Consider the following 25,587-nt stretch of genomic DNA (forward strand, 5'->3'; position numbering starts at 1 on the left):
CTCTATGTATAGTAAATATTACATTTGCTATATACAGTGGGTATGTTTCAACTATAAATCAATCTTTGCAGCAAGCTCCCCTTCAAAGACTTCACCAGTCTTTACGAATCCTACACTTTCATATAGTTTATCTGCTATTATATTTTCTGGTTCAAAACTAGTGTAAAAAGGTGTTTTTCCATATTTCTCTTTTACAAAATCCAGTAGTTTTAACACTGTGGCTCTTCCATATCCTTTTTTCTGATATTTCCTGTCAACCATTAATCTACACATTCCCATACTATTGTCTTCTTCATCTATTTCATACATAGTAAATCCAACCATTGTATCACCATCGTATACAGCTAGAGGAAATAGATTCTTTTCATATATAGACTGCAATATAGAATATGAATTATCTGCTACAAATTCTTCTTGATCCTTGAAAACCTTTAATTTAATACATTCTTCCCAATTATCACCATTGATCTCTTTAAATATTAGATTCATAATACCCTCCCGATTCTCTTATTCTTATAAATACCTTAATTTACTTGAAATAGCTATCTTATTATAATCCTGGCTAATTTCTAGTCATATTTTTAGAAATAACTAGTTAAATATAATATTATATTATTACATTTTCTTTGTCAAAATTAATTTAGTTCATTTTTATATATGATATAAGAAGTAGTCTCTATATTATTCTCTTACATATACCTTCATTAATAAACCAAATATACTAAAATATAATATGTACATTATCATCATATGCAAGTCCCATAAACTCTTCATTAGTAATGTTTTTATCAATTTCTTCTATGGAATTATCATCTTTAGAAATTGTTAATTTAATTCTTTTTTGTTTTCTGTATTTATTAATATTATCTATGTTATTGTCCATTTTATCATTATTTATAAGTTCCCATAGAACCAAATTGTTAGTTTTAAATGTTATTGTACCTTGCTTCATTTGAGATAATATTTCATCTTTATATAATTTCTTGCACTCTGCTTTACTTTTAATAGCATATACGTCTTTATCATAAGTTAGAATTGTAATATTAGAGACACAACCATTATAATGATACGCTAGAAGATATGATAATACTAGAATTGAAATCTATCCAGCATTTTTTCTTTTAATTCTTCCATTTGCTAAATAATCTCCTTTAAACCCATTTTCATAAATGTTTTTCAACCATACATTATATTCTATTTCTATATCTTCTAGCTCTTTCCCTTTAATTATATTCTTCTGTATAAAACTATTAACCTCAGCTATAGGAAAACAACAAGAAAAAAATATCTTCATCAATAATAAATCTCTTGAATCAACTAATTCTAGATAATCATTCTCATCTATATAATAGATATCTATATCTAATAATTCATTTATAGAATCTATGAACTTTTGCCTTTTATCACTATCGTTAATTTCAAGTCTAACCCATTCAGGTATAAATATAATATGATAATTTTTAAAAATTACCAGTAATTGTTCGTCATTTAAATATGTTAAAAACTCCACCATCTTATTATCCAGTATACCTATATTAAGAGAACTATTAGAACCCAAGTATTTTTTCAAAGATAATATATCAGTTATCATTTGTAATTTCCTCTTTAATCTTTTGTGCTTTTTCTCTTAATTTTTTTAGGAATACTAAATTATCTTTATGGTATGTTTCATCTGGATTTTCTTCTATTTGTCTTTCTATTATTTTATCTAATCCTCCGAAATTAATAACATATGATGGTTTAACTAATTCAACATCTAATTCAAGTCTTTCAAACTCTTCAATTAAATTTAAATCCAAATCGAAATGTTCTAAAATACTTTTTTGCAATTTAATATTATTATATTTTATTTTACTATCTTGATACAGTTGTATCAGAACTGCTTTATAAGGTGCTTTATATGCATTCATACATTTAATTATCTTATCTATAAAATTTTCATCCTCTATTGAAAAAAAATATTCATAAATATTACCTAACATCATACAAGCAGCAAAATAATCTGCTTTTCTTTCGTTATAGTTCAGATCAATATTTATATTGTGATTATAATCCATTTGTTCTTCATCGTAGAATAAGTGATATATTTCATGCCACGCTACAAAATATTGATATACTCTAGGTTGAGCAGTATTAATAATTGGGATTTTCAACTTATCTTTTGTAATTATTACTCCACCAAAATGTTTATCATCAAAAACTGTCTGTATTAAATTATTCCTATTTAATATATCAAAGGATAACTTTTCATGACTTGATAATCCCGATTTATTATGTCTTCTAGTAATATCTAAAGCAAAGATATCTATTTCATTAGAAATAATTATATTCATATTAATTACTTCATCTAGATTATTAGAACCTATTTTCTTAAACATTCACTCACCAATCCTTTTATCTAAGAATATATTTCATACAAACTAATAATATCTTCAATTATTCCTACCATTTCTTTTGAATTATTGTTCATCTCATAATCTTCTGGTGCATGGTTAGAAAATGAATATTGTAGATTATTTGTTTTAGTATATTCACTTTCTATTAAATCATCTATTGTGATTTTTTGGTTTGCAATAATTTTTCTTATGTGTGTCTCAAAAGTTGTAATACTATTAATTTCACCATTTATCAGCCTATTTAGTGTAGGTCGTGATATGTCAACTAATGTTGAAAAAGTTGATTTAGTAAAACCTTTCTTCTTGATATACTGTAAAATATTTTTTCCCATTTGCTTTCTTTCAATAAATAATGTGTTAATATCCATAATACCACCTCCTATTTTATATTATTATACCCTTATATAATAATATTATATCATATTAGTTATTAAAATGCACATAATTGTAAAAAATATTTTTACAATTTTATATAGATACTTATTTATTGTTTCATTAAATGCTTTATAAATCTCTGTGTAGGATATCCATATTCCATTGTTAATTCATCTTCTATGAATCCTAGACTTTTATATAATCTGCGAGGAGCTATACCTTTGGAGTCATCTTCTCTGTATGTGGTTACTGTAATGGTAGATTGTGGATTAAATAGTTGGAAAGAGAATTTTAATAATTCTGAAGCTATACCTTTTTTCCTATAGTTTGGGTGTACAGCCAAGAAACATATTTCAGATTTCTTCTTACTGATAATAAGCAGTCCTACTATCCTTATCATCATATCTAGCTAATATTCCTGTTTTTCGTTTGATGGTTTTCTTCATCCCTTCTCTATAATCATCTATATCTAATCCTGGAAAATCATCTTTGACCAGTTCCACCAAGTCCATCCATTCGTCTAAATCATTATATTCGGCGTAAGAAATCTTGTATTGGTAATTAGTCTTCATGTAATCTCACCTCTTTAAATAAAATATATATTTTTATTTAGTAATCTATTTCACATAAGTGTTTATATTATACACATAAACTGTTATGTTTTACTAGATATTTCTATTTTATATTGTATTATGTCATATAGAGTAAAATAAAAAGGAATAATAAAATCAAAGTTTATCAAAATTATATTGATATTATTCCTACTATAAAATATAATATATTTATAAAATATATATAGGGTGATGTATAATGAATTATATAAAAGTTGTACAAGCTGCTAAAAAATGGGGACTTACACCTCGTAGAGTAAGAGTTTTGTGCTCAGAAAACAAGATAAAAGGAGTAAAGAAAGATGGGAACATATATCTAATTCCTGAAAACTCTCCAAGACCTGTAGATGGAAGAATTCTTAGATGTAAAATTATTGACAGTGCTTTTGTTCCGGAATTCCACCATTTAGAATCATTAAAAAAAGAATTAGACAGCAAGAGACCTTTGACAGCTGGAGAAATTGAGAGACTTAGGAATGATTTCCTAATAAATTTCACATACAATTCTAATGCCATTGAAGGAAACACATTAACAATAAAAGAAACCGCTATGGTACTAGAAGGATTAACTATTGACAAGAAACCATTAAAAGATCACTTGGAAGCTGTGGGTCACCGTGATGCTTTCTTATTTATTGAAGACTTGGCTAAGAAAGGTGTTCCTATTAACGAAAAAACTATTAAAGATATACATTCATTAGTTTTAATGAATAAACCCGAAGATAAAGGAGTTTTTAGACGAATACCTGTTACAATCATGGGAGCATATACTAATCCTGTCCAACCATACATGATTGAACCTAAGATAACTGAGCTTATATTAAATAATGAACAACGAATAAAATCTATGTATATAGTTGAACGTATTGCAAGATTTCACTTGGAATTTGAGGGTATTCATCCTTTTATTGACGGCAATGGAAGAACTGGTAGATTGATTCTTAATTTGGATTTGATACAGAACGGATTTCCACCAATCAATATTAAATTTTCAGATAGAAAAAGATATTACGAAGCTTTTGATAGTTTTTATCGTGATGAAGACGCAAGTGTTATGATTAACCTTATATCTGAATATCTGGAAGAACGGTTAAATGAATATCTTAATATTTTATGATTAGTAACTAGAGTTAATATATATTAATAATTATTATTCATACCTAGTCGAATAATAATAATAAGATGAGTGCATCCTTTGGGATGGGTTACCTAGGTAACTCCCCCAAAGAGTATAGCACTCTTTTATTACATAAAAAGACTAAATTGATCATAAAATTTACTATTAATAGAGTTTAATCCCATCATTTCAAGAACGTGAATACGGTTTCTTAACATCCGTTAACCCTAAAATATAGTCTATACTAGTTTTATAATGTAGAGCAAGTTTAATTAATATATGAGTAGGTATATCTCTTTGCCCTAGCTCGTATTTTCCATATCCTGTTTGGCTACAATTTAATATTTTTGCAATTTCCTTTTGAGTAAAATCATTATCCTCTCTTAAACTTTTTATTCTATCATACATTTTATTAATCACCTCATGAAACCATTTTATACTAATACATATTGGCTTATTGACTTTTAAGACAAATTGGCTTAAAATATTTATATATAGCATACACATCTATAAAATTTATTATGTATGGAGGAATAAATATGATAGAAACTTACTCTTCACTATTTAACGTTCTAATTCAAGAAATAGTAGACGATAGATTAAAGAATTCACTAACCAATAATATTGACATACAAAAAGAAAAGTCCTTTCAACCTAATTTTGAAGAAGATTTCAGAACAGTTTTTGAAAGATTAGAGGAAAAAGATAAGAAAGCTATAGACGATTATCTGTGCATGAATAATGCTATCAACAGCATCATCTTCTGTGATATGTATAGATATGGTTTTTATGATTGCATTAAACTGTTAAAGGAGTTAAAAGTATTATAATCGCTAACTATGATAACCCCTTTCTTACACATAAATAGAGATACAATTTAGCACTTTTACTATGCTAAGTTGTATCTCTATTCATAATTAATAAACATATTTATTATTGAAGATAAGGGGGTGGCGCCCATGTCAATTTATGAGTGTTTATCTCTAATGATATTATTTGCAATGCTTGTCATTGCAATTTTAGATACGACTAAAACGACAAAAAAATAATCACCCCTGCCCGCAAAGTAGGATTGTGATTATTTTTTATTAGTTTAAAAATGATCGCCAATTGCTCGGCTAATTACTTACTTTTTATAGTTTTATAATACTCATTGTAAATGTCCTGTCAACACTTCAGTAATTCATTATTTATTATTTCCTTCATAACTTTTTATATACAAACAAAATGATAAGACTAAGAGAATTTTTATCTTATTTAATTACGTTCATGATTTTTTGTATAATAATATTATTTATTTAACCTAATGAGTATAAATCGAATGAGTCAATATTCTTCTACCAATTCATAAACTCTAGTAGCTGGTACCATTACATCTCTACAATTGTTCTGCTAATTCTTTAAAAATATTAACTGTAAAACTGTTAAAGTGGTCAGGACTCTTGATGAAATTATCCCACTTGCTATCATAATCACTCGAATCATTTTGAAAGACATAGTCTAACATTTTTTCAGTATCTATACCCGTTAAATTCTCCCAAAACTGTCTATTAGTTTTAATCTCACCTGGTAATGGGTAATAACCATTTGATGCTAAGTTAAATTTTCCTTTTGATGGCTCTGTAAGCAATCCACCTGCCCCTAGGACATTTAGAATAGCTGTACAAAAGCCACAATTAGGTATATCTGTCTCAAAACTAATCTCAGAGTTGGCTGTTAGTGTCCCATCAGTATTTAACTCTAATTTACCATTTTTAAGCAGATCTTCTAAAGCTCTCATTTCAGCGTGTTTTTGATCTTTTGTTGAGTATTCTCCCATTTTCACTCCATCAACTTCAACTGTTGTCTTAGCAATTTGCTGTCCTTCAGCGTTATAAGGATAAATTCTTAACCCATTGTATAGACCTTCAAAGTTTAATTGTAATTGACCCATAGCTTTATCAAATTCTTCAGGTGGTTTAACTATTTTTCTTTGTCTTCTGCGACTTGTTGTTGTAACCTTAAATATTTCATTTGCATTAATACATGTTCCTTGTATCTTTTGGAGACTTCTTGCTTCTCCCAAAATGCCTTTTTCTATAGTAGCTTTAGTAGCTTTTTTTCTAGGGTTTTCTCCTTCCAATTTATACCCATTGTCATTTGCTTTCCTTTTCCTTTTTTTCCCCATATCAAACACCTCTTATACTTTTTATTCATTATATATCTTAGCCATTACCTAATCAATGCTTTAGGACAGATACAGTAATAACTCCGTACTGATATTGGAATCCTAACATAATTTCTGCTACTTAGCATAAGATATATTATAGTCTATGTCCATAAAAGAAGTGTTTGCATAAATCAGACAATCCATTGATAATAAAGATACAATAGATTTACCACAATTTATTACTCAAAAACTTTATACGTACTTGGTGGATAAACCCTATCCAATAAGATTATTCCATCATACTGATCTCTTGGAACGAATTTCTGTACATTTGATCTAACGACTTCATCTGTCAAACCATCTTCACTTGCATATAACTCAGTAAACATCCATTCATTAGACTCATCCTGTTTCTCATGGCTAGAAAAGTCAACGAAAGAAGTTTCATATCCGCTTCTACCTATTATCTCTTCTAGACTTCCATCTGGAACATTTGGTATATCAAAAACCTGTTGTGTTGTAATTGCTGATGCCTTACCCCCTTGCATGTATAAACCTATTACATACATATCTTTTCCATACTCTTTATTCAATAGTTCTCCCATACTCTCAAAACTATTAATCCATTCATCGTTATCAAGCGCAAGCATCTGTGATGTATTCTTTGCTATATGATCGTTATGACCCCATATGATGATTTTCTTATCTGGGTTGGCTGTCATATACCATTTCACGTTATCTGCCATGATGACATCTCTAAAAGCATATCCTTCAACATTATCTGCCATCATCATTTTCACTATGTTTATTCTATTTTCTATAGTACGGAGTGCACTATCTACCAATGAAGTATTGTCAGGGTATACAGCTTCTAATTTACTACGATTATCTTTTATGTATTTAACCATTTCATCATACTTACTTTTATAATTATCAATAAGCTGTTGATATTCTTCTGCATGTCCAGTTTCAAATGCATATTTATTGACTAATGCGTAATAATCCTGAAGGAATCCAATATCCAGATTATAATAATCTTCTCCAACTTTTTCATCCACTTTCTCCAACCATTGAGCCATGTATTCTATAAAATACATACTAGTGAACTGCATATCAAAACCGAAAAGTTCCATTGGATTGTCAGTATCTTTCTGTTCTTTTATGTAATCAAACAATTCTAGGGTTTCTTTAGAATGCCAAACTGGTAGGATACTGTATTTCATCATATCTTTTGATGATAGGTCTTCGCTATTCATGACCATTGCAGACTCACCTAACCCTGATTCGAATCCAACTGCATCAAATCCAAGTTCCTCATGTAGATACTTGATTAATCTTGTTTTTATTGTTCTATAATCTCCTACACTATGGAAATTTTCTCCTAGAGACACGATCTTTTTATCCTTCAATAAGTCTTTCAAGAATTCCAAGTCACTATAATCCTTAGAATCCAGAGACTTGATTTCATTAACGTTCTCTTTATACCATTTTTCGGTAATATCAACTTTACTACATGCTACCGAACTAGCAGCCATTATTATTATCAACAACACACACACATTTTTTTTAATCATAACTTATTCCTCCTAATAAAATCCATCTACAGCTATAAAATATTGTGTTTTAGATTAAATATATCAAATTTCTTAATATATTATAGCTAAGTGTAGTTACATGTTCCATTGGTATAACTTACATATAATGTATTAATCTTACATTTTTGTAAGCTATTAATTGTATTGAAGAAGAACTCATATGAAACGCTTCTATTTCATATGCTTAGAAAGGACTTTCTTATGAGGTAAAAAACAATTTAAGCATCGTTTATAGTAACTACTATAGACGATGCTTAAATCTTATGTTTATATGAATTATATTTAATGAGCTTTATTAAAAAATATATAACATAATATTTTCGAACTTACAATCTTTATCCTTTTACAGCTCCCGCTGTCATACCTTGGATAAATTGTTTTTGTAAAATTATATATATCACTAATATAGGTATTGTGGCAATTACTATACCTGCGAAAACAGCTGGATAATCTGACATATACTCGCCCTTCATAGAATATATTGCTAAAGGTAATGGCTTGATTGAATCACCTCTAGTAAATAATAAAGGATAAGTGAAATCATTCCAGATAAGTACACTATTATAAATGACAGTGGTACTTACAGCTGCCTTGCTTAAAGGCATAACGATCTTACTGTATATCTGCATTTCCTTACATCCATCAATATACGCAGCTTCAAGTATTGAGTTTGGTAATGAACTAAAGAAACCGACAAAAATGAAAATCGATATTGGTGTAGACATTGCTATATAACTTAAAATCAATCCAAAATAGTTATTATATAGATTTAATGATTTTACAGTCAAAAATAATGGTACCATACCAACTTGAGTCGGAATCATTAATCCTAGAACAAATAGGAAGTAAGTTGCTTTTGTGATTTTCCATTTGGATCTAGAAATTGCAAATGCAGCTAAAGAACTTAATAGTACTGTAATAACAATTGATACGAAAGTTATAATTACACTGTTTTTCATATAATGCAATACATCGATTTCTTCCCACACCCTAGTTAAATTTGCAAAAGAGAATGATTTGGGTAAACCTAATATATTACTGAACAATTCTCCTGATGTTTTGAAAGGTGTCAAAAATATTACATACAAAGGTATCAGCCAAATGATGGCAATAATGATTATAGTTATATAAAGCGATATGTTCTTTTTAGTTTTCAATTGTCATTACCCCCTAGTTGTTCATTTCTTTTTTACGCAAATAAATCAACTGACCAAATCCTATAAAAGCAATTACAATTAATAGAATTACAGAAATCGCTGATGCAAAACCCATTCGTTGATACTTAAATGCATAATCATATGTTAATTTAGCCAATACTTCTGTAGATTGAGATGGACCACCATCCGTCATAATATATATCATGTCAAATACTTTAAAGCATCCGATAGTAGTCAAAACAACTGCTATAGTAGTAGCTGGGGCAATTGACGGAAGAATAACATGTCTTAACTCTTGCCAACGTGAAGCTCCTTCGATTTTACTTACTTCAAACATCTCTTTTGGAATATTGTTCATTGCTGCAAGGAATATAATCATCTCAAATCCTACCCATTGCCATATCTGAACAATAGCTACTGAATATAGAGCTATATCACCATTTCCTAACCAGTTCTGTGCTAAAGCTCCTAATCCTAGAGTCTCTAATAATTTATTTAAAATACCTATATTAGGGTCATACATAAAATCCCAAGTAAAACTTATCGCTACTGAAGACATTACTACTGGCATAAAGAAGTATGTCTTGAAAAATCCTTTTCCTCTAATATTTTTGCTGATTACATAAGCTAGTGTAAATGAAATCAATGTCTGGAATACCAATACAAAGAAAGAATAGATTACATTGTTTTTCAGAGCTATCCAGAATACTGGTGTGTTCGTAAATAATTCTTTGAAATTAGCAAAACCAACAAAATCCATTGGAGCACCAGGATATGGTAATTTGAAAAAACTATAGAATGAAGAACTTATTATCGGAAATAGGAAAAATACACAGTAGACTAATAATGAAGGTACTATAATCAGTATATAGAACCATTCTTGCTTATATTTTTTCTTTTTTGAAATCACAACAATAACAACCTCCTATTTGACATTTATATGGGAGGTCTATAAATCAACCTCCCAAAAAACAATATCTTATTTATTAGCAGCTAGATTTTTATCAATTTCCTTTTGCCATTTTTCCATAAGTTGATCCAAATCAGCTCCTGGATTACTTAATACTTCAACAATAAGATTTGACATAACATCTTGATTCTGGCTACTAACTTGATGGAACATAAGTGCATAGTATCCATCATCACCATTAAGTAATTCTTCTGCAGTTTTTAAATCTTCATTATCATAATTAACATCTTTAACAACTGTCAATTGACCTGTTTCATTACTAATAATATTCATAGCTTCTGGAGAACACATGTATTCAGCAAATTTCAAACTTGCTTCTTTATGCTTAGTTTCAGCATTCACACCTAGTAATAATCCTGGAACATTAACACCTCTGACTGCTGTTCCACCTTGTGCTGGAATATTGAAAACACCAAAGTCTATATCCGGATTAAGATCTCTAACCGTACTCATTGACCATGTACCTGTTGGTATCATTGCAGCTTGTTCTTGTCCGAATGCACCAACCATTGCATCATATTTCGTACCAGTTATATTATCTTGGAAATATCCAGAATCTCTTAATTTCACTAACATCTCTAAAGTAGCTTTTATACTTGGTATGTCAGATATTTTCTTATCTCCTGCTTCAACACTTTCCATAATGAATGGATCTTCTTCTACATTTGCCATTAGACTTATAAAGAAAAGTTGTGGCACCCATAATTCCCCTACTGAATAATTGATAGGAGTAATACCAGCATTCTTTAAAGTTTCACATACATTAAGGAAATCTTCCCATGTAGTTGGCACTTCTAGGTTATTTTCTGCAAACATTGTCTTATTATAATACATAGCTGTTGGATTTGTTGTTTGTACTAGAGCATATTGTTTTCCATCTACTTGTCCTGCTGCTAATCCGTCATCATCAAAATGTGATAATATATCTGACTGATCAGATAGATCCATATATGCACCTGCATTTGCGATGTTTATAAGTTCTCCACCTGGATGTACTGCAAATACATCTCCAGATTCTCCACCGAAAACACGCATTGTCAATGTTGTATAATAATCATTAGTTGGTATGATTTCCATTTCAACATTAATATTCGGATTCTTCTCTTCAAACATATCAATTACTTTTTCATAAGAAGTCTTGTCTTCATTTCTCCAATGAAAGAAAGAAATAGTTACTTTCTCATCACCCTTTGTTCCAGAACCATCATTTGTATCTTCTTTTTCAGATTTTGCACAGCCTGTAAAAACTGAGCCTAACATAACTAAAGTTAATAACATTACAACCATTTTTTTTAACATTTAATCTTCCTCCTTTAATATATAATGCTTTCTAGGTATTTCTAAATCTTATTGATTAATGAGATTATATTATTATAAAAAATTACCTACTTATTTGTAAAACCCTTGACTAATAGTCAAAATCTTGCTTATAAATATAATAAGTTTGAAGGTAATTTTTATTACTACCTATTTATTCTAGTGGACACTGGACATATGAACATAATTGATTATTAAACATTAATTTTTCTTATTAACAATAGTTATACTAATTTTTCGAACCCCTACCCAACACATTTTAACTCTATTTGATAATGATTTTATCGGTTTTATACGTTTTCTTCCAATCACTAGTAAACTGTTGAACACTCCAATCTGTTAATGGGTGTTCTATAGATTTATCTAATAATTCAAGTGGTACAGTTATTGAATCAACACCTAGATTGCTTACATCAGCTATCTGTTGTACATTTTTAAAAGAAGCTGCCAAAACTTTTGTATCTAAATTATATAATTCAAATTGATTCAATATATCATTAACTACATTAACACCACTTCCACTTATATTATCTATACGATTAACATAAGGCGCTACGAAATCCGCTCCCGCTACAGCTGCCATAAGTGCTTGATTAGCTGTTATTACTGCAGTTGCAGTTATTTTGAATCCTTCTTTTTTCAATTGTTTTATTGCTTTTATTCCCTCTGCGATAACAGGAACCTTGATATATAATTCACCTTCAACGTTATCTCTTATATAGTGAGCTTCCTCAACTATTCCTTCACAAGTCGTACTAAGAGTTTGAACATGAAGCATTGTTTCTTTACCAATTACTCCTTTGATATCTTTTAGGATATCAAGAAAATCTCTGTTCTCTTTTGAAATGATTGATGGATTAGTTGTTACACCGCTCAATGGATAAATATCCATTGCTTTTTTAATATCATTGATATTTGCTGTATCTAGTATATAAATCATGTTATCACCTTTCTCTTTTATATTTTTTATTATATCCATAATAAGTATATTCTACCATCTATTGTAAATATAGAATATTAGTCTTATCTACCTTGGAAAAATAACTTATTTATTATCTATTAGTCCTAAATTACCATAATATATTGCTCCTACAGCTTGTGCAAATTGTGCAACTGTGAAATGAGCATCATCTTCAAGTTGTTTCATCAATCTAGTATATGCCATTCCTCCATCTGCTACTTCAAATACAATATCTTCTTTTCTTTGTTTTGCACCTTCACACATTAGTCTGAAGCAATAGTCATTTTTAACTAATCTACCAAATAAAATTCTTGATTTAGCTCTAGGTAACATGATTTTCTCAGTTTCAAACCATGTTATTGCCAGAGACTCTCCTATTTCTCTAAATATTCTTTTACATGTTTCATCGTTTTCTCTTTCTGGTAGGGACATTAAGTGTTCTAAAAATGGTTTTCTCATATCTACTGGTTCTGTAGGTACATAAAATCCTTTTTCACCATCTACTTCCCTTTCAACAACAAAACCTTTATCAAACATTTCTTGGTATAGATCAGGTCTCTTTTCAGGGAAATATTTCATAGCAAGTCTGAATACACCACTTTGGCTTGTAAATTTTTGTAGCGTACCAGAAAGTTCGGTATTGAAGTTATTTATACTTCTTAGATCGTCAGGCTCGAATTCTTTTTCATGATAACTTCCCAAATCAATTATGAAATTGTAATTTTCTAATGGAATTTCAGGAATTTTACCTTCACTATCTATCCAGCCTGTTCCAAGTTCTGTTCCTAACGTATGGGCATAAACACCATTTTCAACGACATCCTCTTTTCCACCTGCTACCATTTCTACCGCAGCTGTGAAAGAAGCCATCGGTCCATCATTTGTAATTTTTACTGCTCCGCCATCTTTACAAATTTCTTCAAGTCTCTTATTGAGATGAGTAAGTTTCAAGAAATCTTCTTCATAATTAATGTTAGAATTATTTCTTATACCTCTCGTTTTGTATACTTCTCCACCAACAATCTTATCTTTTACTACTACATCGGGAAAGCATACTCCTATTGCATCTAGTTCTACTAAATCTTTGTTTACGGATTTTTCAACTTTCTCAACTACTTCTTTCATGAATTCATATGAAGCATCTTTTTCCATTGCTTTTTCAATTAGTTGTGATAACTCTTCTTTGACATTAGAATCTAAAGAAGTATCTATATCAAAAGCTGATTTGATTTTTACTAATCTTACTAATAAACAAATAGGTTCTATCAATTGGCTTGACTCAATAAAACTTGCAGGGAACCAATCATATTCTTTGAAACATGTTATATCACCATCTGATACCATTGCAACTTTTATATCAGTACCACCAATATCCATACCACATATTATCTTACCATCTAAGTCTTCTTCTACTTTTTTGAAGATATCAACATTTAAAGTTTGTTTATCTTCTTTATCATCTTGTTTTGGAAGGTCTTTTATATCTTCAACCATAAATCTGAAATCGTCTTTATATAAGGAAGCCCCTAACATTCTGTCAATTACATTAATACATCTTCCATAACCTTTTCTATCTTTTCTAGTTTCATTAATCTGAAATACTTCGTTAAGACTTGAAGCCAGATCCATAAGTTTTTTATTAGTCTTGTCTACATATACTTTAATGTATTTTCCGCCTAATGATGATAAAATATTGTAGATTTCTGCATATACATACGAGTTAACAAAATTCTTATCTTCTTTTTTCATATCTTCATCGCTTGGAATATATAACTTGAATTGTTGGTCAATATCTTTATCCAGACGTCTAAGCAATAACACAAACTCAAGTCTATTATTTTTGTCTAACTCTTGAAAACCATTTCTAACATCTGTTATATATACTGGTTCACCTTTTTTTGCTTTTTCAATAAAATTATCTAATAACATAAATTTCCCCTATTCTTTAATAACTTTGATTCCTTTATCGCTTATTATCTTTCTGAATTCATTCATCTGTTTATCAGAAAATGGTTGTATATCTTTATTGAATTCGTATTCTTTATTCATTATTCTATACTTGCCAACAGGAAGTGGATTGTAATTTATTAGTTCAATACAAATATCCTCTCTTACACTCTTTACGTATTCAGCTATATTAGCAAGATTATCATTTTCTACTGTATAACCAGGTATCAATGGTATTCTGACCAATAATTTTACTCCTTTTTTAGCAAGAAATTCAAAATTCCCTTTTATCAGTTTGTTGCTTACTCCGATTGTTTTTTGATGAGTCTCCTCATCGAAAATTTTGATGTCTGTAATAAATAAATCAACTACATCAATAAACTTTTCAATTATCTCATTATCAGCATAAAGAGATGTCTCAATAGTTGTATGAATTCCCTTTTCTTTTAATGTTCTCAATACTTCGTAATTGAATTCATGTTGCATCAATGGTTCTCCGCCTGAAATGGTGACACCTCCATCAGATGTATCATAGAACTCTTTATCTTTCATTAGTGCTTCTACTACTTGGCTAACTGTCATTATCCTACCATCAAAAGTAAGAGCCTTAGACGGACATCCTTTAACACAAACCTCACATTGAAGTGAATCACCTACAAAAGTATCACGTGTATTCATATCAGATATGTTATTACACTTAGCATGATCTATCAATATAAAAGGACCTTCTGCATTATCATTCACTGTTATAGCTCCATTAGGGCAGCTCTTTACACATGATTCACATCTAATGCATTTATTTTCGAAGTACCATAATCTTAATCGTTTTTCCAGACCTTCTGGATTTTGGCACCAAGGACATCTCAAAGGACATCCTTTGGTGAATAAAGTGCTTCTTATACCTGGACCATCGTGCATGGAAAACCTTTTGATATCAAATACCATACCTTTAATATTAGAATCCATAATTAATTCCTTTCAATAAAACTTAAACCTATTGGTTTAAATGTCTCCATAACTTGTTCTAGCGATAATCTCATCTTGGAGATCACTAGCTAACTCTGTAAAATATGCTGTATAACCTGCTACACGTATGGTTAGACCCCTATATTTTTCAGGATTTCCCTTGGCAGCGATGAGATCCTCTTTTCTTACTACATTAAATTGTACGTGGTTGATTTTCAGGTTCACAAATGTTTTTAGCATCGCTGAGAATTTCTTTATTCCTTCTTTTGTTGAGAAGAATTCCGGTAGAAACTTCATATTTAATAAAGTTCCATTACTTCCTAGTATCGAATCAATTCTTGATACTGATTTCAGAAGGGCTGTAGGACCAGCTTGATCTCTTCCATATACAGCTGACATTCCTCCATCTGCTAAAGGTTCTAAAGAAAATCTTCCGTCGGCTGAAGCTCCAACATTCTGTCCCATAGGTACATGTGCCGATACTGTGTATAAACCAGTATGGTATGGGCCTCCTCTAACATTTGTGAATCTAGTTAATCTATCAGCAAAGAATTTAACCCATTTGTGTCCTATTTCATCTACCCATTCTATGTCGTTACCGTATTTTGGTGCAGCATTGAGTAATCTTTGTCTTAGTATCTCTCTACCTTCATAGTTATCTCTTAGTGCTTGTAATAATTCTTCTTTACTTATTTTTCTTTCGTCATATACAAGCTTCTTAATAGCTGCTAAACTATCTGCTACGTTAGCAACTTGAATCGCTTGTATTCCTGATAGGTTATAGTGTGCTCCACCTTCAGTTACGTCTATTCCTTTTTCTATACAATCGTCAATAACTGTTGAAAGGAATGGAGAAGGTAATATTTTCGCATGGAGTTTTTCTACTACTTCACATGCTTCTATCATTTTATCTATGAAATATTTCATTTGTTCACTATAAGCTTCTTCTAGAGCATCATAGCTGTCATAATCTTTTAATTCTCCAGTTTCCAGACCTATTTTTTTGCCTGTCAATAGACATGTTCCATTATTTAGAGTAAGCTCAAGAGCTTTAACCATATTGAACATAGCCGCATCACTCCAACCTAGGCTATTGCCGTGGGTTGTAAGTTCTACACATCCGACTATTGCATAATTCTTGGCATCTCTTTCGCTTATACCTTGTTTAATTAGTGCTGGGATTATTGATTCGTCATTGAATATCTGTGGCATTCCACTACCGTGTCCGATAACTGTACTACATTCATCTAGTAATGAATCTGGAGTATCTTTGAAAAGCCTTGCAGATAAATTAGGCTGTGGCAATCCAATATGTTCTTGAGCTTTTAAGAATAAGTATGATAATTCATTGGAGGCATCTTTTCCATCTTCTGTTTGTCCTCCTAATGCAACATTGAATCCTATAGGAAAACCTGTAAAATACTTCGCACTATTAGAATTTCTCAAATATACGATTTGGTTGAATTTCAGCCAAAGTGCTTCTATCAACTCTAGAGCTCCATCAAGATTCAATACCCCTTTGTCTAAGTCATTTCTTAAATAAGGATATAGATATTGGTCCATTCTACCAGGTGAGAATGAAGAAGCATTAGATTCCATTTGTAATATTACATATAAAAACCATACTGATTGCACTGCTTCATGGAAACTCTCAGGAACATCTTCAATAAGTTTATTACATATTCTGCTTACTTCTAATAGATCTTCCTTATATGAAGAATTGGAATCATCTTCAGCCATTCTTACTGCTAACTCAGCATATCTCTTCATAAAGTCTTGTGACGCTTCTAAAACGATGACAAGTCCTTCGTAGAAATCTTTTTTGTTGTCATCTGCAGCTTCTAACTTTTCAATTGCTTGTTTTTTCAAACCAGCAGGTCCAAGTTTCAACCATTTTTCAGTATTAGGACAGATATGTCCTTGGGCATGGTCTTTTTGGTTTATTTTTACTACTTTGGCTATTTCATTAACCAAAGGTCCTATTTCTTTTTTTATTTCATCTTCTAATGAGTTCCCTTTCCAGTAAGGTAGGATTTCTTCAAAGAATATATTGATGTCTTCTTCTTTTACATTGAATTTGTCATGAGTTCTTGTTGGGAGGTGTCTGATTTCTTTATCAATCCATGATATGCCAGATTCAGGAAATACTACGCCACCTCTTACCCCAGGAGTTCTATTTCCCACTATAAGTTCTTTTTCATCTATTTTTATAGTGATATTATTTAAAGCACTTGCTAATGCTTTTGCTCTTTTGATGTTTGTTGGGTCGTTTTCGTTTTCTTTATATACATCTGTAATTATTTTGGCTTGTTCAACAGACATATATCTAGGTTCAGATAGCATATCTTCTTTAAGATCTTTTATTCTTCTAGTCATGTCTAAAGTTTTTATTTCTTTTACATATGACATTTTCATAACCTCCAATAACATATGTAGCTACTATGCACTACAAAAACTAATATTTTATTCTGCCTGCACTTAGAAGTTCTATTATCTCTTCTAAGTTCCATTTTTTGATTCTTCCAATGTTTCCGTCGTAAATCTTCCATGCAGTTTTTGCTACATGATTTAGTTGTTCGTCATTAAATTCCTTGTTTCCTATATCAAAATATGTGTTTGGTGCACCTACTTGTTTCAACCAAGCTTTGTACTTCGCTACTCCGAGCTTAGCTGCTTCAAGGTCATCATCTTCTTCGATACCCATTACATTTCTTGCGAATCTTGCAAATATTTCAGGTGCTTCTTTGTATGTCATTTCCATCCATCTTGGAGTCATTACACCAAGACAAGCTCCATGATGTGTATCTAAATAGCCACTGAAGCAAACTTCTATACTATGACAAGCCATATCAGGATCTTCACGACCTATTTTAGTTAATCCTCCCCATGCCATAACAGCACACCACATGAGTTCTCCTCTTGCTTCAATATCTTTTTCATCTTTTACTAATCTTTCGATACATTCCATAGTAGCTAGTAATATTGATTCTGAGAATCTGCTTTGGAATATTGAACCTGTATATCCATTGAAATAGAATTCAAAAGTGTGACTTAATATATCCATAGCTCCCCATAGAGTAAGTCTTAATGGTGCTGAAGCAAATATTTCTGGATCCATTAGAGCTATAGTAGGGAAAGCTATCTGACAATCTCCCTTTTCTTTTGTATCATCATCAACTATAACTGCCCAGTTATTGACTTCCGTACCAGTAGCGGCAATAGTTGGGATTGTAATAACATCTAATGAGTCTTTCATCTCTACTTTGTCACCCCATAAAAAGTTGTATGGATTAACATCTGTCTTAGCAGCTGCAGCTATAACCTTGGAACAGTCCATAGCAGAACCGCCACCTAGAGCGATAACACATTCAATATCATTTTCCTTACAGATCTCAGCTCCTTCTACAACAGAACTCAAACGAGGATTTGAATCGATATCTCCCATTTCAAATACTTGGATGCCTTGTTTTTCAAGACTGTCCTTTATATCTTTAAAAGTTCCATTTTCTCTAAAAGGACCTTTACTTACAGCAAGTAGCACTCTTTTATATTTATCTTTAATTTCTTCACCTAAGCTATGTCTTTTGCCTTGTCCAAATAGTATCTTAACAGGGCTATAGTATTCAAAATTCTTCATATTTACCTCCATATTAATTACATTATTTATTATTATTTTAGCACTCTCAAAAACTCATGCAAACTTATAATACTGCAAATAAAGTGGATAAATCTGAACTCTTGATTTTTCCAGTAATTTATTGCCAATATAATATCTTATTCCATAAAAAAACTTCCTATTTATATTTGTATTATCTTTCACAAAAGGAAGTTCTTTTATTCTATTCATTTATAGAAGCTTAGCAATAACAGCTATTGTATCACTTAGCTTCTTTTCCCATATATTGTACATATACGTAATAAACACCCCAGTCTCTATAAACAGGATTACAATCATTACGATACTATAATAATGAATCCTTCATATCTATAACAATATCTTTGACACGTATATTCAATATCCTGATTATATAAATATATGTGCCAAGAGATTCATAGTATATGAAGGATTTATCTTTAACCTATTATTCAAATTTATATATTAGATTAGCTGTTATACACAATTATTAAATATATTTTTTATTTGATAGAATATATATATCCATCAGAGCTTAATACATACAATTTATTCTTATATATACATGGTGTTGGTTCTTCTAATTTATTTTCCATTCTGAATCTCCAATAACATGTTGTTGTTCCATCTGAGTTACCATCTTCATCAACACAGTATACATAAGGAGTAGAAACTGAACCAAAGTATACTTTTTTACCTGCTCCTATAACAGGACCAGCGAGGCCACCACCTTCATGTTTCCAGATAAGTTCACCTGTATTGGCATCCAAACAATATATCATAGCTATTAAACATATACCACCAATTCCTAGACCATGCCATGATGATAAGAATACTTTGCCCTCATGATATGCTGCAGTAATGTTGAATATCATACCAGGCTCACCGAATTCCCATAATACTTTACCAGTCTTTCCATCTAAGCATCTGAATTTATCTCCACCTATAGGAAGATAGATTTTGCCTTCATATGCAACAGGTGCTCCTGAGTCGGAACCTCCACTTAATTGGAATTTCCATCTGAGTTTTCCGTTTGTTTTATCGAATGCATATAAATAATGATCCCAACCTCCGAAATATACGAAATCCCCATCAATAACTGGTTCTGTACATGTTGATCTCTGTGTTCTGTATCTCCATATGATATTTCCAGTTTCAGCATCTAAACAATTAACGAAACCGTCTATTCCTGGAATATATATTCTTCCTTCATCCGCATTGCATGATCCCCATACCCAACCTATTGATTGAGTCCAAACCAAATCACCTGTTTTGGCATCAAAGCAGTAATATTCATCTTCGCCGCCTTGTTGTCCTATATATATTTTCCCGTTGTAGCAAACAGGGCTTGCGGATATAGCACCACCTATTTCATTCTTCCAGATAGTTTCTCCTGTCTCAGCATCTACTGCATATAAGAATCTTGATGGCGTACCAAAGAATAATTTACCATCTGCTGCAGTCGGTTTGGACTGATAATATGCTCCTCCTGCAATTTGCTCAGTATAGATTCTATAACCGTCTTTATCAATAAATGAACCTATCAAGCTTTGCTTGAATACTTCATTTCCATCTTTATCATATACATTCAGATATAAACTAGAATCGTTAACAAGTATTTTGTCTTCATATTTAGTTAAATCAGCATATATTGGATGTGTACTTATTTTTTTAGTAAATAGTAAGTTTCCGTTATTATCTGCACAATATAAGTTTCCTGAAAAATCAGTGAAGTATATATTTGAATCAATAATAACCGGTTTTGATCTTAGCGAATCTTTACCTTTTACAGTATCTACTAAATCACCGTTTGATAAATCAAGGCAGTATAACTTACTATTAGCACAAGGTATATACACCTTTTCATTTTCAATAAGTGGACTACCGAAATATCTGAAAACATTTTCCCTTTTTTCATCAGTCTCATATTTCCAAATCAAAGAACCATCTTTTGCATCTAAACAATAAACAAGTCCAGCATTATCTCCGAATATAATTTTATTATCATATGCAGTCACTTTTCTATTTACTTCTCCGCTTGCTTTGAATTCCCATTTGATTCTTTCTGCTGATGCTGGTGGATAATTTCCATTTAATTTTAATGCATATACGTATCCTGATCTTGTTGTAGCGATAACTACGTTTTCATATATTAATGGTTCTGAGAAAGTCTCACCAATATTGAATGACCATCTTTTTTTACCTGTTTTGAATTCCTTACATACAATTGTATTCAATTGTTGATTGACAGGTGGTGTATCTTCTATATCATGTATACCATGAGGGTATACTATAAATTTTTCATTTGCGTCGAATTGAGCATATCCATATCTGTAATCTATATGGCTGGCTTCTATTTTTCTATCAATGTCACCAGTCTTTTTATTAATTACACTTATATATTTTGTATCGCCTGAATTACCTCGACTACCCATATCTCTAATCAATATATGGTCATTAATGATTTTAGGAGTAGATGAATTACAAGGTGTTCCATATAGTTGGTCACCTTTTAGACTAGTTATCTGATTAGCCCGAAATACTTCTTTTCCTGAATTGATATCATACCCATATAAAATATTTCTCATACCAGGTGATGATACATAAACAACTCCATCTTCTACTACTGGTTGTGATTCCCACCCTAAACCAACAGGAAGTCTAAAATTCAACTCTCCTTCGGATGGTCCATATGCACCTGTAGAACCTGTATGATGTATATTACCATGATATAGAGCCCATTCGATATCTTCTTTTGGTCCACCTTTAAAAGGTATTTTTGTCATATCTGGTTGATAGTCTGATAAATTATTTTGTATATTTTCTAGAATTGTGTATCCTTCATCTATTACAGAAAATAGTTCATTTTCTTCCTCTTTACTTAATGACGTATCTATTGAATCATCAAATAGGAAACTATAGTTTGATAATCTAGCCAAATCTTCATCAACATGTAAATATTCTTCCATATTCGCACCTTGCTGTTGAAGCATGCATACCCATAATTTTAATAATATTGCTCTTTTTTCATAATTTTCTTTGTTTGTCTTCACAGTTTTGATATTTTGTCTTATTTGATCAATCTCTATATCGTTACATTTAACAAAATTATCCATTATTTACCTCCACAAAAATATATAATCTTTTTATCATTTTATCATCAATAAATATGTATGCAAACTTATAATCCTATCAATTAAGTGGATAAAACTGAACCCTATTTTTTAGTTTCCAGAATATTTTTTCAGTCATTAGTCTTACCAGTATCCTGTGACATGCTCCCCCACTAAACCTATAAAACGGTTTTGAGGGGGCTTCTTGGGATGTAGTAACCTAATGGTTACTATTATTACCAAGCTCTACGGGTAAGCCCTACCCTGTAATATTTTAATATTGCAACAACAATTCACCTTGATTTTTAATGTTTATACTTGCATTTAGGTCTCTATCTATTGAATTGCCACACTCACAAGTATATACTCTTTCTGATAGTTTCAAATCTTTTTTTACTGCACCACAAATTGAACAGGTTTTACTTGATGGATAGAATCTGTCTATCTTCACAAGTTGTTTTCCTCTTAATTCAGCTTTATATTTAAGCATTGCAATGAACATTCCCCAACCATTATCAGATACGCTTTTACCAAATTTCAATGTTTGGCTCATACCTTTCATATTTAGGTCTTCTATCGCTATAGCATTGTATTTATTTACTAATTGAGTAGATAGTTTATGTAAAAAATCCGATCTTGAATTTTTGATTTTATAGCTTCTAACATACGAAAAAATCTAGGATACTTGGCTCTTTGGTTTTCAGAGCTAACAAACAGTTCTTTCATTGAAAAATCTAAACCTACTATGTTTCCGTTACTTGGAACTTGAATTATTTCTTTTTCAAATTCAGTTGTAATACTTACAAAATAAGCACCTGTAGGTACTTGACTTATAGTAGCAGATAATATTTTATGATTCCTAGGTATTTCTCTATGAAATTTAGTTTTTAGCAATCCTAATTTTGGAAACTTCAACATACTTCCTTCTATTCTTTTCTTTTAGATTTGAATCTAGGATATTTAGCTCTCTTTTGAAAGAAATTCTTAAAAGCAGTATCTAAATTCCTAAGTGCAGATTGAAGAGAAACACTATCCACTTCTTTAAGCCAAGTTAAATCTTTTTTTAAAGCTGTTAACTCTTTAGCTTGATTAACATAAGTAGTTGATTTTTCTTCATTCTTGTATAATTCAATTCTTTGATTAAGAAAACGATTGAATACAAATCTAGTACAGCCGAAGGTTTTATGAATCAAAGTCAGTTGTTCCTTATTAGGATATATTCTATATTTGAAAGCTTTATTGATTTTCATAGATTTTCCCACTTCCTTATGTTATAATTATATCGTAATTTAATTTAGTTGTAAAGGAGTTTTTTAGATGAATGATAGTGAATTTAAAAGCAATAGACATTCAATATACAATCTAAAATGTCATTTGGTTGTAATAACTAAATATAGACACAAATGTATTAACAAAGAACTTACTATTTGAAACACCTCCCCAAGTGGAATTAGCAAAATTAGTTAATACTTTGAAGACTGTTTCTTCAAGACTGATTAGGAAAAAACATAGTGAATATTTAAAAGAATATTACTGTAAACCCGTATTTTGGAGTAGAAGTTATTGCATTTTAACAACTGGAGAAGCAACAATAGAAATGATTGAGAAATATATTCGCTCTCAAGCAGGAGTTAAAGATTAAAAACCGTTCCGATTCATCTCCCTCCTAGTTAGAGGAGGGAGTTTTCTCGAAATATCTAGATAAATTTATTATTATATTTCAATACTAATGTTTATAGAATTTTTCCTTAATATCTTTTATGATATAATTCCATAGTGTCTATTCCACATCTGGTACAGTAAAAAAAGCGGATAGCATTTTCTACTATCCTTTTTTCATTCCTTATATATTAATACAAAATATTTTTCATATCAGGTTACTATTTCATATGTGTCAGTGGTGAAACATTATCAAATAATATTATACCATCATACTGGTCTTTTGGAACTAATTGCTGCACATTTGATCTTATTTCTATTTCATATGTAAGCCCATCGTCACTGGCATATTGGTTAGTGAACATCCATTTATTGAATTTATTCTTTGATCTGTTCTTGGACAAATCAACAAATGTTGTTTCATATCCCCTTCTACTTATAATCTCCTCTAGACTTCCTGTTGGTACTGGTGGTATATCAATTATCTCATTTGTTATTGGGTGTAAGGCTTTACCCCCTTGCATATATAATCCCATAACATATACCTGACGTGGAAACTTTTGACTTAATATCTCTCCCATACTTACAAAACTATTACTCCACTCATCATTTTCTAGTGTCAACATCTTTGACGTATTCTTAGTTATGTTATCATTATGTCCCCATATAATGATCTTCTTATCCGGATTAGCATCCATATACCACTTAACATTATCAGCCATTATTTCATTTCTCAACTCATATCTCTTGACTGTACCAACCATACTCATCCTAACAATGTTCATTCTGTTTCCAAGCGTACGGAGTGCACTGTCTACAAGCAAATCATTTTGACGATATATAGCTTCTAGTTCTTCACGATTATCTTTAATGAATTTTATTACATCATCATAATCAGCTGAATATCTATCTATTACTTTCTGATACTTTTCAAGATAACCAGTAGATTCATAACCATATTTATTTAGTAATTCAGAATAATCCCTTAAAAAATTTATTTCAAGTTCGTAATAATCTTCAGCTACTTCTTTATCAACTTTTTCTATCCATTGTTTCAAATATTCAGCAAAATATATACTGGTGAATTCCATATCGAATCCAAATAAATCTAAAGGATCCTCCGTATCTTTCTGTTCTTTTATATATGTAAATAGATCCAATGCTTCTTCTGAATACGATGTAGGCATTATGCTATATTCCATCATTTGCTTGGCAGAGAGATTATTGTTGTTCAATGACATAATACATTCTCCCAATCCTGATTCTAGTCCTATTGCATTGAATCCAAGTTCTTCATGTAGATATTTGACCAATCTTGTTTTTAATTCTATGTAATCTCCTACTCCTTGAAAATTCTCTCCTATAGCAACTACTCTTTTATCTTTTAATAACGGTTTGAGAAATTCCAGATCACTATAATCATCTGAATCCAATGATTTGATTTCACTGACATTGATCTCATACCATTCTTCTAATGTCTTAATTTTTCCACAACCAGCTGTTCCTAATACCATTAATACTACTAATAAATAACTTATTTCCTTTCTTAACATTTTTTTATTCCTCCAATTGCTCATTTCCAATTCACTACTTTGAATACCGTCAAACATTTATTTAACT

27 protein-coding genes are annotated in these 25,587 nt (G+C 30.6%); 4 read left to right on the forward strand and 23 right to left on the reverse strand.

Annotated elements, in window-relative coordinates:
• Nucleotides 1-51 precede the first annotated feature (51 nt).
• The 7 genes from QMG30_RS03910 to QMG30_RS03940 form a co-directional block, all read right to left on the reverse strand.
• Nucleotides 52-489, reverse strand: a complete 438-nt coding sequence (locus QMG30_RS03910) for a GNAT family N-acetyltransferase (RefSeq protein WP_281812429.1) — start codon at nt 487-489, stop codon at nt 52-54.
• Nucleotides 490-721: 232 nt separating this feature from the next.
• Nucleotides 722-952 (reverse strand): hypothetical protein, encoded by a 231-nt coding sequence (locus QMG30_RS03915; RefSeq protein ID WP_281812431.1) that lies wholly within the window; start codon nt 950-952, stop codon nt 722-724.
• 150 nt (nt 953-1,102) lie between these two features.
• Complete coding sequence (locus QMG30_RS03920; RefSeq protein WP_281812433.1) at nt 1,103-1,591, reverse strand: hypothetical protein; 489 nt, start codon at nt 1,589-1,591, stop codon at nt 1,103-1,105.
• Nucleotides 1,581-2,378, reverse strand: coding sequence for an ImmA/IrrE family metallo-endopeptidase (locus tag QMG30_RS03925; RefSeq protein ID WP_281812434.1), 798 nt, complete (start codon nt 2,376-2,378; stop codon nt 1,581-1,583). Before QMG30_RS03925 ends, QMG30_RS03920 begins: the two co-directional genes overlap by 11 nt.
• Before the next feature lie 20 nt (nt 2,379-2,398).
• A complete protein-coding gene (locus tag QMG30_RS03930; RefSeq protein WP_281812436.1) occupies nt 2,399-2,764 on the reverse strand; it encodes a helix-turn-helix domain-containing protein in 366 nt (121 codons plus the stop codon).
• A gap of 116 nt (nt 2,765-2,880) precedes the next feature.
• Complete coding sequence (locus QMG30_RS03935) at nt 2,881-3,174, reverse strand: GNAT family N-acetyltransferase (RefSeq protein ID WP_281812438.1); 294 nt, start codon at nt 3,172-3,174, stop codon at nt 2,881-2,883.
• On the reverse strand, nt 3,137-3,343 hold the full coding sequence (locus tag QMG30_RS03940; RefSeq protein ID WP_281812440.1) for a hypothetical protein: 207 nt from the start codon (nt 3,341-3,343) through the stop codon (nt 3,137-3,139). Before QMG30_RS03940 ends, QMG30_RS03935 begins: the two co-directional genes overlap by 38 nt.
• A 238-nt stretch (nt 3,344-3,581) precedes the next feature.
• Between QMG30_RS03940 and QMG30_RS03945 the strand changes: the two genes are divergently transcribed.
• The gene (locus tag QMG30_RS03945; protein WP_281812442.1) at nt 3,582-4,499 is read left to right on the forward strand and encodes a Fic family protein; all 918 of its coding nucleotides are present in this window, start codon (nt 3,582-3,584) and stop codon (nt 4,497-4,499) included.
• Between the two features lie 189 nt (nt 4,500-4,688).
• On the opposite strand, the gene QMG30_RS03950 is transcribed toward QMG30_RS03945, so the two are convergent.
• Nucleotides 4,689-4,907: a helix-turn-helix domain-containing protein gene (locus QMG30_RS03950; protein WP_281812443.1), complete on the reverse strand. Its 219-nt coding sequence runs from the start codon at nt 4,905-4,907 to the stop codon at nt 4,689-4,691.
• Nucleotides 4,908-5,038: 131 nt separating this feature from the next.
• Between QMG30_RS03950 and QMG30_RS03955 the strand changes: the two genes are divergently transcribed.
• Together QMG30_RS03955 and QMG30_RS03960 are read left to right on the forward strand one after the other, a co-directional pair.
• Nucleotides 5,039-5,329: a hypothetical protein gene (locus QMG30_RS03955; protein ID WP_281812444.1), complete on the forward strand. Its 291-nt coding sequence runs from the start codon at nt 5,039-5,041 to the stop codon at nt 5,327-5,329.
• Between the two features lie 129 nt (nt 5,330-5,458).
• On the forward strand, nt 5,459-5,548 hold the full coding sequence (locus tag QMG30_RS03960; protein WP_281812445.1) for a putative holin-like toxin: 90 nt from the start codon (nt 5,459-5,461) through the stop codon (nt 5,546-5,548).
• 329 nt (nt 5,549-5,877) lie between these two features.
• Here QMG30_RS03960 and QMG30_RS03965 read toward each other — a convergent pair whose 3' ends face one another.
• The 14 genes from QMG30_RS03965 to QMG30_RS04030 form a co-directional block, all read right to left on the reverse strand.
• Nucleotides 5,878-6,666: a hypothetical protein gene (locus tag QMG30_RS03965; RefSeq protein ID WP_281812446.1), complete on the reverse strand. Its 789-nt coding sequence runs from the start codon at nt 6,664-6,666 to the stop codon at nt 5,878-5,880.
• A 221-nt stretch (nt 6,667-6,887) separates the two neighbouring features.
• Complete coding sequence (locus QMG30_RS03970) at nt 6,888-8,222, reverse strand: erythromycin esterase family protein (RefSeq protein WP_281812447.1); 1,335 nt, start codon at nt 8,220-8,222, stop codon at nt 6,888-6,890.
• Between the two features lie 356 nt (nt 8,223-8,578).
• Complete coding sequence (locus QMG30_RS03975) at nt 8,579-9,400, reverse strand: carbohydrate ABC transporter permease (RefSeq protein ID WP_281812448.1); 822 nt, start codon at nt 9,398-9,400, stop codon at nt 8,579-8,581.
• A 13-nt stretch (nt 9,401-9,413) separates the two neighbouring features.
• Entirely contained in the window at nt 9,414-10,310 is an 897-nt protein-coding gene (locus tag QMG30_RS03980) for a carbohydrate ABC transporter permease (protein WP_281812449.1), read from the reverse strand.
• 69 nt (nt 10,311-10,379) lie between these two features.
• On the reverse strand, nt 10,380-11,669 hold the full coding sequence (locus QMG30_RS03985; protein WP_281812450.1) for an ABC transporter substrate-binding protein: 1,290 nt from the start codon (nt 11,667-11,669) through the stop codon (nt 10,380-10,382).
• A gap of 283 nt (nt 11,670-11,952) precedes the next feature.
• A complete protein-coding gene (locus tag QMG30_RS03990; RefSeq protein ID WP_330680649.1) occupies nt 11,953-12,666 on the reverse strand; it encodes a fructose-6-phosphate aldolase in 714 nt (237 codons plus the stop codon).
• Between the two features lie 66 nt (nt 12,667-12,732).
• A complete protein-coding gene (locus tag QMG30_RS03995; protein ID WP_281812451.1) occupies nt 12,733-14,577 on the reverse strand; it encodes a hypothetical protein in 1,845 nt (614 codons plus the stop codon).
• A 9-nt stretch (nt 14,578-14,586) separates the two neighbouring features.
• Entirely contained in the window at nt 14,587-15,561 is a 975-nt protein-coding gene (locus QMG30_RS04000) for a glycyl-radical enzyme activating protein (protein ID WP_281812452.1), read from the reverse strand.
• A 36-nt stretch (nt 15,562-15,597) separates the two neighbouring features.
• Nucleotides 15,598-17,970, reverse strand: a complete 2,373-nt coding sequence (locus QMG30_RS04005) for a glycyl radical protein (protein WP_281812453.1) — start codon at nt 17,968-17,970, stop codon at nt 15,598-15,600.
• Nucleotides 17,971-18,016: 46 nt separating this feature from the next.
• Nucleotides 18,017-19,198 carry an iron-containing alcohol dehydrogenase gene (locus QMG30_RS04010; RefSeq protein ID WP_281812454.1) on the reverse strand — a complete coding sequence of 394 codons (1,182 nt, stop codon included), beginning with the start codon at nt 19,196-19,198 and terminating at the stop codon, nt 18,017-18,019.
• Nucleotides 19,199-19,698: 500 nt separating this feature from the next.
• On the reverse strand, nt 19,699-22,311 hold the full coding sequence (locus QMG30_RS04015; protein ID WP_281812455.1) for an outer membrane protein assembly factor BamB family protein: 2,613 nt from the start codon (nt 22,309-22,311) through the stop codon (nt 19,699-19,701).
• Nucleotides 22,312-22,582: 271 nt separating this feature from the next.
• Complete coding sequence (locus tag QMG30_RS04020) at nt 22,583-22,984, reverse strand: RNA-guided endonuclease InsQ/TnpB family protein (protein ID WP_309298639.1); 402 nt, start codon at nt 22,982-22,984, stop codon at nt 22,583-22,585.
• On the reverse strand, nt 22,909-23,223 hold the full coding sequence (locus QMG30_RS04025) for a hypothetical protein (RefSeq protein ID WP_281812456.1): 315 nt from the start codon (nt 23,221-23,223) through the stop codon (nt 22,909-22,911). Before QMG30_RS04025 ends, QMG30_RS04020 begins: the two co-directional genes overlap by 76 nt.
• An 11-nt stretch (nt 23,224-23,234) precedes the next feature.
• Nucleotides 23,235-23,558: a helix-turn-helix domain-containing protein gene (locus tag QMG30_RS04030; RefSeq protein WP_281812457.1), complete on the reverse strand. Its 324-nt coding sequence runs from the start codon at nt 23,556-23,558 to the stop codon at nt 23,235-23,237.
• Between the two features lie 194 nt (nt 23,559-23,752).
• Here QMG30_RS04030 and tnpA point away from each other — a divergent pair, with 194 nt between their 5' ends.
• On the forward strand, nt 23,753-23,950 hold the full coding sequence (tnpA, locus tag QMG30_RS04035) for an IS200/IS605 family transposase (RefSeq protein ID WP_281812458.1): 198 nt from the start codon (nt 23,753-23,755) through the stop codon (nt 23,948-23,950).
• A 238-nt stretch (nt 23,951-24,188) separates the two neighbouring features.
• Here tnpA and QMG30_RS04040 read toward each other — a convergent pair whose 3' ends face one another.
• Nucleotides 24,189-25,520, reverse strand: a complete 1,332-nt coding sequence (locus QMG30_RS04040) for an erythromycin esterase family protein (protein ID WP_281812459.1) — start codon at nt 25,518-25,520, stop codon at nt 24,189-24,191.
• Between the last annotated feature and the right edge of the window lie 67 nt (nt 25,521-25,587).

Source organism: Vallitalea longa (genome assembly GCF_027923465.1).
GTDB classification, from domain to species: domain Bacteria; phylum Bacillota; class Clostridia; order Lachnospirales; family Vallitaleaceae; genus Vallitalea; species Vallitalea longa.

Bases quoted from the DNA above. Each gene is read 5' to 3' on its own strand.
- QMG30_RS03910 (WP_281812429.1), bottom strand. From the start codon at position 489: ATGAATCTAATATTTAAAGAGATCAATGGTGATAATTGGGAAGAATGT.
- QMG30_RS03915 (WP_281812431.1), bottom strand. From the start codon at position 952: ATGAAGCAAGGTACAATAACATTTAAAACTAACAATTTGGTTCTATGG.
- QMG30_RS03920 (WP_281812433.1), bottom strand. From the start codon at position 1,591: ATGATAACTGATATATTATCTTTGAAAAAATACTTGGGTTCTAATAGT.
- QMG30_RS03925 (WP_281812434.1), bottom strand. From the start codon at position 2,378: ATGTTTAAGAAAATAGGTTCTAATAATCTAGATGAAGTAATTAATATG.
- QMG30_RS03930 (WP_281812436.1), bottom strand. From the start codon at position 2,764: ATGGATATTAACACATTATTTATTGAAAGAAAGCAAATGGGAAAAAAT.
- QMG30_RS03935 (WP_281812438.1), bottom strand. From the start codon at position 3,174: ATGATGATAAGGATAGTAGGACTGCTTATTATCAGTAAGAAGAAATCT.
- QMG30_RS03940 (WP_281812440.1), bottom strand. From the start codon at position 3,343: ATGAAGACTAATTACCAATACAAGATTTCTTACGCCGAATATAATGAT.
- QMG30_RS03945 (WP_281812442.1), top strand. From the start codon at position 3,582: ATGAATTATATAAAAGTTGTACAAGCTGCTAAAAAATGGGGACTTACA.
- QMG30_RS03950 (WP_281812443.1), bottom strand. From the start codon at position 4,907: ATGTATGATAGAATAAAAAGTTTAAGAGAGGATAATGATTTTACTCAA.
- QMG30_RS03955 (WP_281812444.1), top strand. From the start codon at position 5,039: ATGATAGAAACTTACTCTTCACTATTTAACGTTCTAATTCAAGAAATA.
- QMG30_RS03960 (WP_281812445.1), top strand. From the start codon at position 5,459: ATGTCAATTTATGAGTGTTTATCTCTAATGATATTATTTGCAATGCTT.
- QMG30_RS03965 (WP_281812446.1), bottom strand. From the start codon at position 6,666: ATGGGGAAAAAAAGGAAAAGGAAAGCAAATGACAATGGGTATAAATTG.
- QMG30_RS03970 (WP_281812447.1), bottom strand. From the start codon at position 8,222: ATGATTAAAAAAAATGTGTGTGTGTTGTTGATAATAATAATGGCTGCT.
- QMG30_RS03985 (WP_281812450.1), bottom strand. From the start codon at position 11,669: ATGTTAAAAAAAATGGTTGTAATGTTATTAACTTTAGTTATGTTAGGC.
- QMG30_RS03990 (WP_330680649.1), bottom strand. From the start codon at position 12,666: ATGGATATAATAAAAAATATAAAAGAGAAAGGTGATAACATGATTTAT.
- QMG30_RS03995 (WP_281812451.1), bottom strand. From the start codon at position 14,577: ATGTTATTAGATAATTTTATTGAAAAAGCAAAAAAAGGTGAACCAGTA.
- QMG30_RS04000 (WP_281812452.1), bottom strand. From the start codon at position 15,561: ATGGATTCTAATATTAAAGGTATGGTATTTGATATCAAAAGGTTTTCC.
- QMG30_RS04005 (WP_281812453.1), bottom strand. From the start codon at position 17,970: ATGTCATATGTAAAAGAAATAAAAACTTTAGACATGACTAGAAGAATA.
- QMG30_RS04010 (WP_281812454.1), bottom strand. From the start codon at position 19,198: ATGAAGAATTTTGAATACTATAGCCCTGTTAAGATACTATTTGGACAA.
- QMG30_RS04015 (WP_281812455.1), bottom strand. From the start codon at position 22,311: ATGGATAATTTTGTTAAATGTAACGATATAGAGATTGATCAAATAAGA.
- QMG30_RS04030 (WP_281812457.1), bottom strand. From the start codon at position 23,558: ATGAAAATCAATAAAGCTTTCAAATATAGAATATATCCTAATAAGGAA.
- QMG30_RS04040 (WP_281812459.1), bottom strand. From the start codon at position 25,520: ATGTTAAGAAAGGAAATAAGTTATTTATTAGTAGTATTAATGGTATTA.